This window comes from Pseudomonas sp. Pseusp97 (assembly GCF_047304025.1).
Lineage (GTDB): Bacteria > Pseudomonadota > Gammaproteobacteria > Pseudomonadales > Pseudomonadaceae > Pseudomonas.
Genome location: NZ_JBGLYK010000016.1, coordinates 21,043 through 37,081, shown reverse-complemented (window position 1 = coordinate 37,081; position 16,039 = coordinate 21,043). Strand labels below are relative to the sequence as shown.

Below are 16,039 nucleotides of genomic sequence, written 5' to 3'. Positions count from 1 at the left end.
GGCCTCCATTGCCCAACCCGCCCCGCCGCCATCGGTCACTGCGGACGGTAGGACTGCCCGTCACAGGGGCAAGGGTTCGCTTCGCCCTTCGGCCCTTGCCCCTGCTCCGGTCAGCCCTCCCTAGTCCGCACCGACGGCGACGTGACGGGCAGGGCAATTCGGAACAGTGATCAAGGGCACAGGCTTTGTCGGGTTCACAGGGAGTCGCCCTGGCTTTGCTGATCGGGTTTGATGTCCGGGCAACCAGCCGTTACCCACGCCTGAAGAACTGCACCACCGAGGGACCAAACGTCCGTTTCGCGCTGCACAGCTTCGGTCTGCAAAGCGAGGTAAACGGAGCTGGGAGCCACTACGTAGAAGCGGCGTTCCTTGTCGGTAGGGGCATCTTTGCGTTGGGGAATCATCGGAATAGGTCCTCAGTAAGTGGTTCGCGTATCGGCACATGCGGAGTCGGTCGCCCCGAGTCGTAGATCACATGCCAGTACTTCGGTGGCTTGGCGCTGGGCCCGTGCCGCTTGCAGAAGTGCGCGGGACTCACTGTCCACAGCCCATCGCGGAAGAACGGGCGACCAGCAGGGCGACAGTCGGGGCAAGGCTGCACGGGAGGCGGGGAAGGCTTTGCGCACTCCCGATGAACCCAACACACCACACACGTGCAGTCCTTCAGATGTGGCTTGAACAGGTACTTCGACAGGACCGACATAACGCCCCCTCGGAAACCAAGGCTTCGAACCGAAGCAAGCGCGAACGCATGCTTCAGCGAACGCAGCAACGCCAAACACGAAAGCAACGAGAAGAAGACACACATCAAAGAGACTCATGGCGCACCCCACGGACGCGGTAGCCCTGCAAAGCACGATCGCGAGTCAGCCCCCAAGAGCGGGGGACTTCAGCTTCAGTCGGGAGGCCGGACACAGCCTCATTCACCCAGCTCTGGCAGGCAGAACGAGAAACATCGGTATGAACGCGATGCCAGCGACGCCGACGACTCGGGCCATGGACGGTGGACATTTCCACGATGTAACGGAGGGTCATCAGATGCCCTCCTGCTCAAGCAGCTGACGATTCAGCAGAGCGACATTCACCATCACGTGAGTGCCGATCTTGAAGCGCGGCAGGTAGCCATTCCGAATCCAGCCCCAGACGATTTGCTCGTCTTCACCCATGCCAATCCACTTCGCGAATTCCTTCCACGGAAGCAGAGGCGGAGCCCCTCTGAGATCGGCTGCGGAAACGTTGCGTCCTTCCAGTTCCATGACCCTTTCCTGCGCTATGATTCGGACTTGATTGGATAGGACTGGATAGCTTTAGTACCATGTACAGCCCTATGTACAAATCATAGAGCGCACCCTACCCTTTGTACATATGACAAACGATGATTTGTAACTATGGCAAATAGCCTTACAGATAGAGCGCTGCTATTAATCGAAAAAAGCAGCCTCAACGACCTGACCCGCGCAGGAAAGACCGATTACAACCGCTGGGTAAATATCAAGCGTGGACGAGCACGCGTTGGCGCAGATGAGATCGAAGTTCTCGCATCGTTCTACCCTGGTTATCGCTGGTGGCTACTTACCGGGGAGACCAAGCCTACGGACGGACAGACAAGCCCTGAATACGACGAGGCCAATACAAACTTGTCCAATCAAAGCGCGGGATAGCGATCACTCAGGAAGTAGGTAGGCGCTGGTTTTCCCGAAGGAACGGAGGATAGGAATGAAAGGACTCACAGCAATCACGACGCTGATCTACCTAACGATTTGCTACTCCCCAACCCAAGCGGAAGCAAAAGAGGCAGCAGAAGTAATTCAGCTTTCTGCAATGTCTCCAAAAGTAGAAAAGCACCGCTGGGCTTGGGTTCGCATGGGGCTAAAAATCAACAACAAAGTAACCCCAGTCGAATACGAATGGAGAGACGGGCACGTAACGATCTCCACCGTATGCAGAAATGCAAACGCAAACCTCTCATATGAGGACTGCATGAAAGCTGCAAAAGCTATCTTTGGGCAAAGATGCAAAGCACTTAACGAAGCCCCATATTGTGAAGCCTCAAAAAGCCTAGAAGACGAAGACCAGTGACCAAAAAGTGCCCACAGCGCTTACCGACCCTTTCCAACGCTATCCCGTGCGAAACGGCTAGAAGCCCCGGAAACACTGGCGCTATCCAAAGAATGCCAGCGCTTTCCAGACGCTTAGCCGGGTTCAAATCCCCCCGGCTCCACCAATCCAAGAAAAAGGCGCTGAGCCTCAAGTCCAGCGCCTTTTTTCTTGCCCGTGATTTGCCTAAAGCGTCAGGAACCCCAGCCGCGGCATCAGCGGCTCGACCTGCTCTTCCACCACCCTTTCCACGCAAGGCTTGCGCAGGCGCAAGCGTTCGGCGTTGCACAGCAACGGGCCGTCATCGTCCTCGGCGCCGAATGGATCGTCGACCAGCACGCCCTTGATCAATCCCTGGCGGAAGAGTTCGCGGATGACCAGGAGGTTGGCCTCGCGCGGACCGGCGAGATCGCCAATGGATTTGAAGTCGGTTTCCGTGAGCTGGCTGAGCACGGCGTTCAGCTGGGCCTGGGAGGGTTTGCGACTCATGGGGTACTCCGGGGTGAAGCGGGGGCAAGCATGACTATCGGGGGCAAATATTAACGCTGGATTAGCGGACGGACAGGCCGACCTTGGTCGACCTGCCGGGGAACGTTCCCATTCAGTCGCGCGGAAGGCCAAGCTCCAGCAGGGCGAGGCGCTCTTCCAGGGCGGCGATGCGACCTTCCAGTTCCACCAGTCGCCCTTCGTCATGCCCGGCACCATCGCTGCGCTCGCTGGAGGCGCGGCTGCCGCTGGAGGCAATCGCCGCCTCGCGGTCTTCCTCGGTGCCCAGCAGGTGCATGTAGCGATCTTCGCGCTGGCCGGCCTGACGCTCCAGCTGCACAGCCATGCCACGTCCGGCGAGGCGTTCGAGCTGGTGGCGGACTTCTTCGGTGTCGTCGAAGTCGTGCATGCGCTGGCTGCGCGTGAGCAGCTCGTTGAGGGTCTGCGGGCCGCGCAGGAACAGCAGGCCGAGCAGGATGACCTGCGGCTTGACCAGTTCCAGCGCCTTGTCCAGGCGCTGCTCCCAGCGATCGGCACGGCTGCCCATGACCAGGCGGGTCATCTCGCGGCCTTCCAGGTGGCGCAGCGACTGGCCGACCTGGCCGGGGGTGAGGTTCATCACCGGGTCGCGGCTGGTCTTCTGGTTGCACGCGGTGACCAGGGCGTTGAGGGTCAGCGGGTAGGCTTCGGGGGTGGTGAGCTGCTTTTCGATCAGGCACCCGAGAACGCGGGCATCCACTGCACTCAAGGGTTCGAAATCGGAAAGGGTGTCGAGCGACTGGCTCATGGCGGTATCCGTCGATGAGGGAACCGCCCTAGCCTAGCCGTTTACGCAGCGTTTGGCAGCCTCAGGCGGCGCCGGCGAGACGGCGGCTCAGCGGTCGCTCGATGACTGCCCAGTGCGAGAAGGAGGCCGCCAGCTCCTGCTCGCGCCCCTGCGCAGCACGCCCGAGCGTGCGCCGGGCCAGGTCGCCGGCGAACCAGTTGGCGGTGTTGGCTGCGACAACGCGCCCTTCGCCATTCACCACCAGGGCTTCGTGGCCCATCTGCATCAGACTGCCCAGCAGCACGCCTTCGAATTCGTGCAAGGCGATGTCGGCGGCGGCGACGCCGATGAAGCGGCCGTCCACCTGGATCGGCACGGAGAAGGCGAGGATGTACAAGTCAGTGCCGTAGAGATCTACGAAGGGCCCGACCACCGAGGGCTGGCCGCTGGCACGCGGGCGGGAGAACCACGGCATGTTGAGGTAGTTGTAAAAGCTTTCGCTGCGCCGGTTGAAGTTCAGGCTCATGGGCACGACCTTGTCGCCGCGGCCGTGGTACCACCACTCCAGGTACATCTCCTGGTCGGCCAGCTCGCCTGGCTCGATCACCACGCCGGTGCCGTGCAGGCGCGTGCCGTCATCGGTCAGGTCATGCTGGATGCGCGGGCGCAGGGCGCCGAGGTCCTTGGAAGATGGGCGCTTGCCCTCCTGCGCCAGCGTGCGCCAGATCGCCACGACCTCGCCGGCCAGTTCGTCAAGGCGCTGGAAAACGTTACGGATGGAAGCGTCGATGCGCTGGGCGCAGCGCTGGAGTTCATCCGTGGGTTGGTCGCTGGACATGACCGGAGCCTCGCTATTCTTGTTATCGCGCAGGCCAGAGAGGCCTGCGCCGAGTCGTTGCCTGCGTCCTTGCAGACGCGCCGGGAAAGCAGCAAGCGCTGTGCCAGTCAGCCGTCATCGGCCAGCAGGCTCAGGCGCAGGTTGATCAGCCGTTTGATGCCGCGGGTAACGTGAGCTTCGGCCAGCGCGCCGGCCAGGTTCGAATCAGCGGCGCTGATCGCTTCGAGAATGGCGCGGTGCTCCTGCTCGATGGCCGGCGCACCGGGAAAGCCGCTCACCAGCAGCCAAAGCCACTCGCCGATTTCCGCCTGCAGGCGCGTCTCCGCGTGGGTCAGGCGCACGGACTGGGCGGCGACGGCGATCTCGATATGGAAACGCGCATCGGCGCGGCGCTGCTCCTGCCGGGTGGTGGCACAGGCCAGCGCATCGAGGTATTGAGCGATGCGCGCCTGCTCATCGGAGGTGGAGCGCTGCGCCGCCAAGCGAGCAGCAGCTCCGGCGATGGCGACATGCTCGTCGCCCAGGTCGCGCAGCTCCAGTGCACTCATCTGGCGCAGTTGCCCCAGCAGCGCGTCCTCGGATGTGTGCTGCGGCGAGCAGACGAAGCTGCCACCGTTGCGCCCACGCCGGGTCTCGATCACGCCACGTTCGCGCAGCTCCGCCAGGGCGTCGCGCAGGGTCACGGTGGCGACGCCGAACTGCATCGCCAGCTCGCTTTCGCTGGGCAGTTGCTCGCCTTCGGCGTAGAGGCCGAGGTCGACCATCTCCACCAGCCGGCGCGCGACTTCCTCGGTGCGCCCTTCCTGGCGCAGGCGCATGAAACTGGCGGGGCGGACTTTCCTGAATTCGTTCATAGGCAGCAGGGCGCGGAGCGTGGGCGCTTCCGACGCGGAATATTCCTGTTCTGGCGTTCTGTTCTGGTGATGGCGAAGTCTACGGCATGCCCGCCGCGGCTTCGCGCAAAACTATGTCTTCATATTTTTTAATCGCCTCGCGGTCTTTCAGCAAGGTCTTTTGCCGCGAAACGTCCTCAGAAACGCGTCTTTTCCACCCCGTATTGGCAACCGCAAAAACATAAGATATGGTTTCAAATGTATTTGCCAGCGACGGTCCGCAGGCCGTCTCCGCCAACAACAGCAAGAACGAGGAGCGATACGCATGAGCCAGCCAACCCGCGCCGATTGGGAAGCCCGCGCCAAGGTCCTGAAGATCGAGGGCCGCGCCTTCATCCAGGGTGAGTACCTTGCCGCCGCCTCCGGCGAAACCTTCGATTGCATCAGCCCGGTGGACGGCCGCCTGCTGGCCAAGGTCGCCAGTTGCGACGCCGCCGACGCCGAGCGCGCCGTGCAGAGCGCCCGCGCCACCTTCGACTCCGGCGTCTGGTCGCGTGAAGCGCCGGCCACCCGCAAGGCCGTGATGATCCGCTTCGCCGCCCTGCTGGAAGAGCACGCCGAGGAACTGGCGCTGCTGGAAACCCTGGACATGGGCAAGCCCATCGGCGATTCGCTGAACGTCGACCTGCCGGGCGCCGCCGACTCCCTGCGCTGGAGCGGCGAGGCCATCGACAAGGTCTACGACGAAGTGGCTGCCACTTCCCACGACCAGCTCGGCCTGGTCACCCGCGAGCCGGTAGGGGTGGTCGCCGCCATCGTGCCGTGGAACTTCCCGCTGATGATGGCCGCCTGGAAACTCGGCCCGGCACTGGCCACCGGCAACTCGGTGATCCTCAAACCGTCGGAGCGCTCGCCGCTGACCGCCATCCGCATCGCCCAGCTGGCCATCGAGGCCGGCATTCCCGCCGGCGTACTGAACGTGCTGCCGGGCTACGGGCACACCGTCGGCAAGGCCCTCGCACTGCACATGGACGTGGACACCGCGGTGTTCACCGGCTCCACCAAAATCGCCAAGCAACTGATGGTCTACGCCGGCGAGTCGAACATGAAGCGCATCTGGCTGGAGGCCGGCGGCAAGAGCCCGAACATTGTCTTCGAGGACGCACCGGACCTGCAGGCCGCCGCCGAAGCCGCCGCCGCGGCCATCGCCTTCAACCAGGGCGAAGTCTGCACCGCCGGCTCGCGCCTGCTGGTGCAGAAGTCGATCAAGGCGAAGTTCCTGCCGCTGGTGGTCGAGGCCCTGAAAGGCTGGAAGGCCGGCCACCCGCTGGACCCGGAAACCAACGTCGGCGCGCTGGTCGACGGCCGCCAGCTGGAGCAGGTGCTGGGCTACATCCAGGCCGGCCAGGACGAAGGCGCGAAGATCCTCACTGGCGGCAAGCGCGTGCTGGAGGAAACCGGTGGCACCTACGTCGAACCGACCCTGTTCGACGGCGTGAGCAATGCGATGAAGATCGCCCGCGAGGAAATCTTCGGCCCGGTGCTTTCGGTCATCGAGTTCGAGGACGCCGAGGAAGCCATCCGCATCGCCAACGATACCCCGTACGGGCTGGCAGCAGCGGTCTGGACTCGCGACATTTCCAAGGCCCACCTCACCGCCCGCGCCCTGCGCGCTGGCAGCGTGTGGGTGAACATGTACGACGGCGGCGACATGACCGCGCCCTTCGGCGGCTTCAAGCAGTCGGGCAACGGTCGCGACAAGTCGCTGCACGCCTTCGACAAGTACACCGAGCTGAAGGCGACCTGGATCAAGCTGTAACCCGGCGAGAACCAGCGACACGAGAGGTTTGGAGCAAGACGGCGCGCGGCCGACCCCGCGCGCCGAACAATAACAACAACGCTTTCCGTTGCACCCGATTGGCTGCCGACGCGAAAACCTCAGACAGGACACCCACGATGAACAGCTCGATCCAGCCCCTGGACCGCGACGCGGAACAACTCCGCGCGCTGGGCTACACCTCCAATTTCGAACGCAGCATGACCCTCTGGCAGAACTTCGCCCTGGGCTTCACCTACCTCTCGCCGGTGGTCGGCGTGTACACCCTGTTCGGCCTGTGCCTGGCGGCCGGCGGCCCACCGATGTTCTGGTCCTACCTGCTGGTGGGCATCGGCCAGCTGCTGGTGTGCCTGATCTTCTGCGAGGTCGTCTCGCAGTTCCCCATCTCCGGCGGCGTCTATCCCTGGGCACGACGCCTGGTAGGCAAGCGCTGGGCCTGGATGGTCGGCTGGATCTACTCGGTATCGCTGTGCGTGACCATCGCCGCCGTGGCCCTGGGCGCCGGCCCGTACATCGCCACATTGCTCGGCTTCGAATCCACACCGGTGACCAACACCTTCGTCGCCCTGGCGCTGACGGTGATCGCCACCCTGCTCAACCTGTCCGGCACCAAGCTGCTGGCCCGCGTGGCGATGTTCGGCTTCATCTGCGAACTGCTCGGTGCGCTGGTGATCGGCACCTACCTGCTGATCTTCGAGCGTCACCAGCCCTTCTCGGTGCTGTTCAGCACCTTCGACATCCGCATCGACGGCAGCTACTGGCCCGCCTTCCTCACCGCCTCGCTGGCCGGCATGTTCCTCTACTACGGCTTCGAGGCCTGCGGTGACGTCGCCGAGGAAACCCCGAACCCCAGCCGGCGCATTCCCAAGGCCATGCGCATGACCATCTGGATCGGTGGCGGCGCCGCGATCTTCGCCGCACTGGCGCTGATCCTCGCGGTACCGGACATGCAGGCGGTAATCTCCGGCGCCGACAAGGACCCGATGACCACCATCCTCGACAACGCCTTCGGCGTGACCGGCGCGCGCCTGGTGATGGCGGTGATCATCGTCTCGTTCGTCTCCTGCGTGCTCAGCCTGCAGGCCGCCGCCAGCCGCCTGTTGTACTCCTATGCACGCGACGAGATGGTGATGGGCAGTGGCCTGCTCAAGCGCCTGTCGCCCAACACCCACGTACCGGTGGCCGCGCTGATCGCCTGCGGCGTGATCCCCAGCGCGATCGTCTGCGCCGGCTTCTACCTGCAGAACGCCATCGCCATGGTGGTGAGCTTCGCCGCCATCGGCATCTACCTGTCCTTCCAGATGATCGTCAGCGGCGCCCTGTTCGCCCGCCTGCGCGGCTGGAAACCGAGCGGCGCCTTCACCCTGGGCAACTGGGGCTGGATCGTGAACATCCTGGCGCTGACCTACGGCGTGCTGGCGATCATCAACATGTCCTGGCCGCGCACGCCGGATGCCCCGTGGTACCTGAACTACGGGATCGTCCTGGTGGGCGGCATCGTGATCCTGCTGGGCCTGGCCTACATGACTCTGTTCCGCCCGTACGACAAGGGCACCGCTCCCCACGGGGATGCGTGGAAACTGCATCAGCAGTAAGTCAAAGCGAAACGAAAACGCCCGGCAGGATGCCGGGCGTTTTTCTATCCTGGGAAGATGGGTGAGGCCACTGAGTCTGGTGTGAACGGTCTGTCGGAGTCGACTTGGCCCTTCACAAACCGGCACAGGCCCAGACAATCTGCTCAGGCTGTCCGGTCTCTCCTGTGAATTACACGTCGGCTTCGCTTAACTGCTCACGAATTTGCGTCGAAGAGATGCCGTTGGTACGCGACAGATAAACGACCTCGCAATGAGGTTTCAGAAAATCAAAGTGTCCTTTCCAATCATCGCCGATGACGAAAACATCCACTGAGTATCTGCTGACATCGTGAACCTTTTGCTCCCACTCTGCCTCTTCCACCACCAGGTCCACATAGCGAATAGACTCCAATACAGCTTTACGGTTGCTATAGTCCAGCAATGCGCTTTTATGTTTACCTGCATTAAACTCATCATTGGATAGCGCTACGATGAGGCGATCACCCAGCGCCCGGGCGCGTTTCAGCAATCGAATATGCCCAGCATGAAGGACATCGAAAGTTCCGTAGGTAATAACAGTTTTCATACGCTCCCCCTCTCCATTTCTCTTGCAACATGCTCGAGCACGCGCTGAGTATTACCATCATCAACATGGTCAAAGAAAATCTTGCGTTTGAACTCGTACGAGATTTTGCTTTCAAGTTGCTGCCCCGCCAACGTTTCATCCAACGACTGCAGCAGCGCACGGAAGTCATGGCAAACCGGACCTGGGAAAACATCCGTCAATTCGTAGAACAATCCCCGCTCGGAGCCTGCGTAGGACTCGTAATCATAGGCAAAGCAAATTTCTGGCTTACCAGTCAGCATGAAGTCAATAAAACAACTTGAGTAGTCGGTGATCAGCAACTCGGACTCTCGATAAAGAAGCTCGATATCCGCGAAGTAGCGCCGATCGAGACTGATGACGGGCATGTCAACGCCACTCAACGCCTGTGAATAGCTATGAGCCTTGTCCGCCATATGCTCACGAACGCCCAATACCGCATTGTGCGCCAACAGGCATTCGGCCAGGGCCTTACGCTCTGCTTCGCTGAACGCGTAATAGGCTTCGGCCTGCGCATTGCGGAATGTGGGTGCGAACAGTACCAGTCGGCGACCAGCCAACGTCTCGCGAAGGCGCACCAATTGGTCCTGAAAGTCCATAGGCAGTAATGTCTCTTCCCGCAAAATGACATCATTGCGTGGCAAACCAGTCACCCAGACATTATGGAAGCTCAGTGGATAGAACGCTGATGCCATGGCCATGCGATCGATTTTCGAGGAAGCAATGACCGAATGACAGCGAGCATGCTCCGCGGAAATGGACTGTAGTTTGTCCTGCAGATCGAGCGACGCGTAACCGATACGCTTCAGCGGAATGCCGTGCCAGAGGTTAATGAAGCGATGCTGCTTGGCATCCAACGGGAAAGTGGTATTGATGCGTGGCGCGTGCTTCACGAATATGTAGCGCGATTGCATCAGCAGACGCTGGCCAGCCAAACTCTTAAGCGGAACGATATCGACATTGACACCTTCCGCCTGTACGCACTTGCTGCGAGTCAGAATAATTTTTCGTATGTTCGGGTCATTCTTCACGGACTCGAACACCATTCGCTCGTTACCGCCCAGCAAGTGATCATAGGCACACACGGGGAAGGCCCAGCAACGATCATTCTTGACCACTGCGGCGTCCTCCTTGATGAACTGCGCATCGCTCAGCAAGGTTTCAGGCCAATGCCTACCGTCCGCCGGAATATGCAAGCTTCGATAGAGCTTGTCGGCATTACCAATACGCAGCAAGTTACTTTCTGCAGCTTGCAGATCAGCAGCTGGAAGAATTTCTAAAACCCACTGCTTCCAGCGCCACAGTTCTGGAACATGGTAGTGATTCTCCGTGAGGAAAAATCTCTTGAATAATGGGAAGCCTTCCCTAATCAGATCATAATGATATTTTGTATATATCGGATGGAACGGGTACAGATGATCGATAAAGGTTGCGGGCTTGTGACCAGCCAACAGCATCCTTCGGGTCATACCAATCTCATAACGCAGGACAATGTTCTTCTTACTCCGCTCCTTTCGAACACTATCCAGCAACTGCTGCAAAACACCCTTCTCTTGTAGTACAGGCGCACGGAAAGCGAGGAAGTACGAACCGATATGGAAGTCGTAGCATTCGTCTTTTTCGTAACTTGGCACGAGACGACGAAGCACAGTCTCCATGGCAATTTTTTCGTCAAAACGGTTGCTCGCTACATCACGGGTAGCGGTCAGCCCCTTAGTTGCCTGAAGCCCCCACCAGTCGCAGCGCTTCGCATCCATCTTGTCGAAGACTGGCTTAAGGCTGCTGAGCAGGTAGCTGCTGTCATTGACCAGAAGCAACTCGTCGAAGGTCCGAATCGTCTCCCAGCCGACTAGGTCCCGGGCCAGGCGAGAGTATGACCCGAAGTCATACTCACCATGCCGGAAAGCCCAGGCGCCCTTGGTAATCAGCGCCAGCTTCTGCAGCTCGCCTGGCTGCAAATCGCCATCCGCAAGATAATAGACGTCGGCGTACTTCTGCAGCTCCTTGATGAAGTCCAGAACATACTGGTCAATCAAACCATCGGGGTCGTAACCTGCGAACAGGCACACACGCTTAGTTTTGCGCTCTGTCGGCAATCGATGCCCAGACGACATATCCAGCATCTTTCGCGCAGGACGGCGCAGCAAACTCTGGCGCTGTTGGCATATTGCGTAGTGGAGCAGCGGGTTGATCGGGCTACGCCAGTGCTCAAGGTACTCGGACGTGTACCAGACGGCATCGAAGTCTGTGCCAAGTGCAGGCTGGCGCAGTTCCCGCCAACCGAACTGGCTGTAGTGCCTCAGCGGCTCGATCTTGGCACGCGCGACATCGGGATTGGCCTGCAGATAGGATTTGCTGTCGAAATAGCCTGTCGCGCTGATCAGAGCCATCAGCGCCGTGATGTTTTCAGCGGCAGGGAAGCAGTTGCGGCCTTCTTTAGCGCCGTGCTGCAGATAGTGGACCAAGGGGCTGCAACGATTATTCAGCGTGTCCTTGTTTTCATCCCAGTACCATGCCGAATCGAAATTCGGGTTAGGGTTGCAGCGCTCGTACACCCCATACCGCAGGTAATGGACTACGGCATCCATGTCCAGCATCCGCACATGCGGATAGGCATCGAGATAAAACTGTTGACTGAACTCAGCTCGCTCTTGAAGAAACTCGACGTTTTTCTTCAGGTTGATATAGCCGGCCAGCGATGCGCCAACAGGATAAGGGCTGCCACTTTCCAGAGAACTTTTATGCGCCAGCATTACGCGGGTCGTATTACCCTTTTCGTCCGCACTGTAAACGACTGCAGTATGTTGGCCATTCATCGAGGGCAGCAGGCCCATCACCCGCTCAAGCGCATGCCAGGTAGAACTGATATTCCCGGTCTGCTCATTGGCAGTAATGGTCAGTTGCTCGAGCATCGGGATCAGGTCGCTCAGGCCCTTGAGCAACGAAGGACGAGTCCAGAATATGCTACCGGCAAAGAAGCCCCAGCGCTGTCCCGGATCTGCCGACGGCTTCAAAAGTTGAACTAAGCGAGAAACTTCGACTTCGTTGCCATACATCAGATGGCGCGCTGACTTGTAGAAGTCCGCCGCCCCCACCATGCCCAAATCCGGCTGGGTGGCGAAGGCATGCAGCACCTGGCGAACTGCCTCTTCGCTGCCCATCAGGGGGTTGAGCAGCATGTCCAGCCAAGCATTGCCTGCTTCCGGATACAGCTTTTCTAGATTAGCCAGCCCCTTCTTAGTGTGCAGCTTGCACACCAGGTCGTACTCGCCCTCAATAATACGGGGCAACATCTTGATGAAGGGCAGTATGTCGTAACCGCCGTTTTCGACCTGAACGATCTGGATGTTACGCCGCTCGACAGGCGAACTGGCCAAGCATCCTTCGAGGGCTTCATGCTTGTCCGGTGCCACAGTCAGAAACACATCGTGCTCGACCTTGATGTTGTTCAGGCGCCAGAGCAGCTCCGGCAGAACATCGAAGTGGAACACGTGAATGACGACCGCGATGCGCATCTGGGCGTCAGCCTGCGTGAACTGCTCGCTGGCCACCAGGACTTCCGGCGAAACCGGCTGGGCAAGGAAGGCACGCCGCTCCAATGGCAAATTGGCTGCTCCCTGGGCTGGCTTGATCGGTGCACCGCCAAGTTTATGAGCGGCAAGAACCGACTGATCCGAGGCGTGGCGACGCAGTCGCGAGCGGATACCGCCCCAGCCTTCTCGCCGATAAACTTCCATTGCCTTGCGCACGCTCTGCTTCAACCCACCACCGCGGGAGAACAAAGAGGTGATCGTGGCTTTCAGCAAGCGAGCACGCCGAGTCAGCACACCAAATTTGCGAACAGGCCGGGTGATCCTCCAACTGGTCGACTCCTGGAACTCCTTGCGCAACGCTGAATACTTTCGCTCGCGCACAGCGATTTGCTGACGCAGCCGAATGACTTCATCATCTGCCTGCTTTTTTAGCAGGCGCATTCTCTCGCGCTCAGCCTTGATGCTCTCCTCGGATTCAAGCACCTGGGCTTCCAGCAGAGCATTTTCCTTCCGTCGCTCTGCAAGTTCGTCGTGCAGCAGCATGTTCAGGCTGACTATAGGGTCGTTGTCGGCCACGGCATCCCGGTTCCCTGATACAGCGATGCCATTGAGCTCTGACGGCCTGACTTGCTTTTTCCTTGCACTCTTTTTCATGCTGGTCTAACTCAACCCGAAATTACAAATTTGTAGCGTTCAGCCAGATAATCGATCCTGCAGGCCGGGCATTCAGACAGCCCCGCACGCCCTGCGTGTATCGAATGGCTTTAACTTGAACGAAGTGTCCTCTCCGCTTCCACCAAAAACTGGCAGAAACACACTCCGTCCAAAAACGAAACCCCTTAAATGATGCGCACTGCCTTCTTGGTAGAGCACATGACCGCCCCGTGTTTCACAGGCATCTGCAGCGCCACTCCGTATGTACCTTTTGCCAATCCACTCAGGTCTATGTTGGCCTTGAAGCCGGACTTGAGCAGCGTTGGTTGATTGAAGTACTTGACGACATCCGGGCGATCCAACCGGCCGGATACCTTATAGGCGGTGGCGACGTTGCTGTTCAAATCAGTGATCACAATATTCAGCGCCGCAGGGACAGTACTGCTGTTACTGTCCGCCGCCCACCCGCTGAAGCTGATAATCCCCGGCCTCATCCAGACGACATCTCGTCTTTCCCCCGCGATAACATCCACCGCGCACTTATTGCTATTCAGCACCGCGGCCTTGCGCTCAATTTCCTGACCGCAACCCGCGAGGATCATCAGAACAATCGCAGAAATCAGAAAATCCACCCTATTGCCGAACATCCAACTGCTCCTTGACTATTGCACTTGCATCATCTGGTCGTAGTGCTTCAATGTTTCGTCCACCGAGGCATATTCAATCAGCGTCCCCTGATGCAAGATCACACAACGGTCACAGAGGTTGGCTACCTGCGTTCTGGAGTGCGAGACCAGAACTACCGTCTGGCCAGCCGCGATCTTCTGCATCATGGTTCGCTCGGCCTTCTTCTTGAAATGTGCGTCACCAACACTCAGGACCTCATCTACCAGCAGGACTTCAGGACTTATGATGGTGCTGATCGCAAAGCCCAGCCTTGAGGCCATACCGCTGGAATACGTCCGCAATGGCTCGTCGAAAAAATTGCCCAATTCCGAATAGGCCTTGACCTCTTCCAGACGGGCTAGCACTTCCCGCCGCTTGTAACCTAGCAACATGCCGCCGAACAGCGCGTTGTCCCGCCCACTCAGGTTCAGGTCAAAACCAGCCTGTAAGGCGAGCAACGAAACCGTGGCGCCATGGTTAATCACTTCTCCACGATCAGGACGAAGCGCTCCGGACATCACCTTGAGCAACGTCGACTTGCCAACTCCGTTACCTCCCAATATGCCCAGTGTCTCCCCGCGATAAACATCGAGGGTGATGTCTTTCAATGGCTCGACGAAGCCATTGCGATTACTTTTTCCACTGAGCGCAAAACGCACGCCTACATTACGTAACGATAGAAATCTGTTAGCCATCAGCGCATGCACCGGCGTACGAACGTTCGCCGATGATGGCGATACAACACATAATCAAAAACAATCACGATCAATGCTACAAACCCCACATAAATCAAATTCGTCCATTCCGGATGCCGACCATCCAGCACGACTTCGCGATAGCAGGCGATCAGAACGGCCATGGGGTTGTATTCAAGTATATGGGCACCCCCTCCGGGTATATGACGGTAGTCGTAAATAACCCCGGACAAGAACATCAGCAGCGTCAGACCTGTTGCGACCAAATTGGCCAAGTCCCGCAAAAACGGAATAATCGCAGCCAATAACAATCCCAACGCGAGGGTAAAAAGAAACTGAACCAGTAGTATTCCAGGCAACCACAGAATATTCAGGCTCAAGCTCTTCTCATCAACCGCAAGCCCAAGCGCCAGCAGGAAAAGCAGCGCCGGCAATTGCTTCATTGTCGCTTGAACTATCGCGACCAACGGAAAGAAAGACGGCAAGATTCCGGTATTCAACATCAGGCCCTGGCCGGCGATGATGCTGTTCGCACTCATGGAAATGGCCTTGGAGAACCACATCCAAGGCACCAGGCCACACAATAGAAACAACCCGTAGTTCTCACCGCCGCTGTTGAGCACTTGGGAGAACAGTAGGTAATAGATAACCAGGTGCAACAGCGGCTCGATGACCACCCATGCATAGTTCAGGTGATTTCGTGATGACTCGGACTTAAGATTGAGCAACGCCTTGATCAGGACAAGCTGAATGAAGTGCTCTCCACCCTGTGATGCCTGACTCTTGCGTTCCATCCCCTGCACTGCCGCGGGAGCGGACACGGAATCGACACCGTACAGTGCAGCCAGGCGGTACTTCTTCGCCTCCGCCAGCTTCCCCTGCTGCTTACAGGCATGCGAAAGCTGCGTATAGCCCCGCGAATACTCAGGCTTGGCCTCTATGACCTGACGCCAGCGAGACTCGGCCTGCTCCCAGTCCTCACACAACTCGGCAATTTCCGCATGCTGCAACAAGGGCTCGATACGCCCTTTGGCATGCTCTCGAGCCAGATTGTTGAAACCCTCGGCCTCTCGGGTGTTGCCGGTTCTCAGCTCAAGGTCAGCAGACTTACTGAGCAGTTCCCAGTGATCAGGACATTGCCCGCAACCCTCCGCCAACAACTCTCGCTCCAGAGTCGGGTTCTTCTGCAGACGCGCCCATTCCGCACTACTCAGCCAGGTGCTGGAGTGCTTGGAAAAATGTTCTCGCGCAAATGCCAGCAACTCTCCAGCGGCGCCCAAATCGCCTTGACGCATCAAACTGATGGCCCCCTGTATCCAGGGCGCTGGGTGGCCCCGGTACTGTTCGCGAAAGACTTTCCAGAGAGCAGAAGCGTCGGCCCAGCGCTTCTCTCGCATGGGCTTGAGCGCGAGCTCAAAGGCCTCCGCGGCAGCAAGAGGCTCGATTCTGGACATTG

The 16,039-nt window shown here is 59.1% G+C and carries 16 protein-coding genes; 4 read left to right on the top strand and 12 right to left on the bottom strand.

Annotated features, from left to right (window positions below; translation table 11 throughout):
* Positions 1–194: 194 nt before the first annotated feature.
* The 3 genes from ACCC94_RS05525 to ACCC94_RS05515 all read right to left on the bottom strand — a co-directional run bounded on the left by ACCC94_RS05525 (position 195) and on the right by ACCC94_RS05515 (position 1,256).
* Positions 195–404, bottom strand: a complete 210-nt coding sequence (locus ACCC94_RS05525) for a hypothetical protein (protein WP_413348382.1) — start codon at positions 402–404, stop codon at positions 195–197.
* Entirely contained in the window at positions 401–703 is a 303-nt protein-coding gene (gene pflM, locus ACCC94_RS05520; RefSeq protein ID WP_413348396.1) for a lysogeny maintenance protein PflM, read from the bottom strand. The genes ACCC94_RS05525 and pflM overlap by 4 nt, the downstream gene beginning before the upstream one ends.
* A 331-nt stretch (positions 704–1,034) precedes the next feature.
* Positions 1,035–1,256, bottom strand: coding sequence for a DNA-binding protein (locus tag ACCC94_RS05515; RefSeq protein ID WP_233297223.1), 222 nt, complete (start codon positions 1,254–1,256; stop codon positions 1,035–1,037).
* Between the two features lie 132 nt (positions 1,257–1,388).
* Between ACCC94_RS05515 and ACCC94_RS05510 the strand changes: the two genes are divergently transcribed.
* Together ACCC94_RS05510 and ACCC94_RS05505 are read left to right on the top strand one after the other, a co-directional pair.
* Entirely contained in the window at positions 1,389–1,661 is a 273-nt protein-coding gene (locus tag ACCC94_RS05510; RefSeq protein WP_413348381.1) for a DNA-binding protein, read from the top strand.
* A gap of 55 nt (positions 1,662–1,716) precedes the next feature.
* Positions 1,717–2,079, top strand: a complete 363-nt coding sequence (locus tag ACCC94_RS05505) for a hypothetical protein (RefSeq protein ID WP_413348380.1) — start codon at positions 1,717–1,719, stop codon at positions 2,077–2,079.
* A gap of 204 nt (positions 2,080–2,283) precedes the next feature.
* Here ACCC94_RS05505 and ACCC94_RS05500 read toward each other — a convergent pair whose 3' ends face one another.
* The 4 genes from ACCC94_RS05500 to ACCC94_RS05485 form a co-directional block, all read right to left on the bottom strand.
* Entirely contained in the window at positions 2,284–2,586 is a 303-nt protein-coding gene (locus ACCC94_RS05500; RefSeq protein WP_413348379.1) for a hypothetical protein, read from the bottom strand.
* A gap of 112 nt (positions 2,587–2,698) precedes the next feature.
* Positions 2,699–3,370 (bottom strand): YceH family protein, encoded by a 672-nt coding sequence (locus ACCC94_RS05495; protein WP_413348378.1) that lies wholly within the window; start codon positions 3,368–3,370, stop codon positions 2,699–2,701.
* A gap of 61 nt (positions 3,371–3,431) precedes the next feature.
* Entirely contained in the window at positions 3,432–4,187 is a 756-nt protein-coding gene (locus ACCC94_RS05490) for a cache domain-containing protein (protein ID WP_413348377.1), read from the bottom strand.
* Positions 4,188–4,294: 107 nt separating this feature from the next.
* Positions 4,295–5,041 (bottom strand): FadR/GntR family transcriptional regulator, encoded by a 747-nt coding sequence (locus ACCC94_RS05485; protein WP_413348376.1) that lies wholly within the window; start codon positions 5,039–5,041, stop codon positions 4,295–4,297.
* 304 nt (positions 5,042–5,345) lie between these two features.
* On the opposite strand from ACCC94_RS05485, the gene ACCC94_RS05480 reads away from it, so the two are divergent.
* Positions 5,346–6,839 carry an aldehyde dehydrogenase gene (locus tag ACCC94_RS05480; RefSeq protein ID WP_413348375.1) on the top strand — a complete coding sequence of 498 codons (1,494 nt, stop codon included), beginning with the start codon at positions 5,346–5,348 and terminating at the stop codon, positions 6,837–6,839.
* Positions 6,840–6,976: 137 nt separating this feature from the next.
* On the top strand, positions 6,977–8,452 hold the full coding sequence (locus tag ACCC94_RS05475) for an APC family permease (protein WP_413348374.1): 1,476 nt from the start codon (positions 6,977–6,979) through the stop codon (positions 8,450–8,452).
* A gap of 169 nt (positions 8,453–8,621) precedes the next feature.
* Here the strand turns inward: ACCC94_RS05475 and tagD are convergent, their stop codons facing one another.
* The 5 genes from tagD to ACCC94_RS05450 form a co-directional block, all read right to left on the bottom strand.
* Positions 8,622–9,017: a glycerol-3-phosphate cytidylyltransferase gene (gene tagD, locus ACCC94_RS05470; RefSeq protein ID WP_413348373.1), complete on the bottom strand. Its 396-nt coding sequence runs from the start codon at positions 9,015–9,017 to the stop codon at positions 8,622–8,624.
* Positions 9,014–13,222, bottom strand: a complete 4,209-nt coding sequence (locus ACCC94_RS05465; RefSeq protein ID WP_413348372.1) for a CDP-glycerol glycerophosphotransferase family protein — start codon at positions 13,220–13,222, stop codon at positions 9,014–9,016. Before ACCC94_RS05465 ends, tagD begins: the two co-directional genes overlap by 4 nt.
* A gap of 185 nt (positions 13,223–13,407) precedes the next feature.
* Positions 13,408–13,869 (bottom strand): hypothetical protein, encoded by a 462-nt coding sequence (locus ACCC94_RS05460; protein WP_413348371.1) that lies wholly within the window; start codon positions 13,867–13,869, stop codon positions 13,408–13,410.
* A 15-nt stretch (positions 13,870–13,884) separates the two neighbouring features.
* The gene (locus tag ACCC94_RS05455; RefSeq protein WP_413348370.1) at positions 13,885–14,583 is read right to left on the bottom strand and encodes an ABC transporter ATP-binding protein; all 699 of its coding nucleotides are present in this window, start codon (positions 14,581–14,583) and stop codon (positions 13,885–13,887) included.
* The gene (locus ACCC94_RS05450; protein WP_413348369.1) at positions 14,583–16,037 is read right to left on the bottom strand and encodes an ABC transporter permease; all 1,455 of its coding nucleotides are present in this window, start codon (positions 16,035–16,037) and stop codon (positions 14,583–14,585) included. Before ACCC94_RS05450 ends, ACCC94_RS05455 begins: the two co-directional genes overlap by 1 nt.
* Between the last annotated feature and the right edge of the window lie 2 nt (positions 16,038–16,039).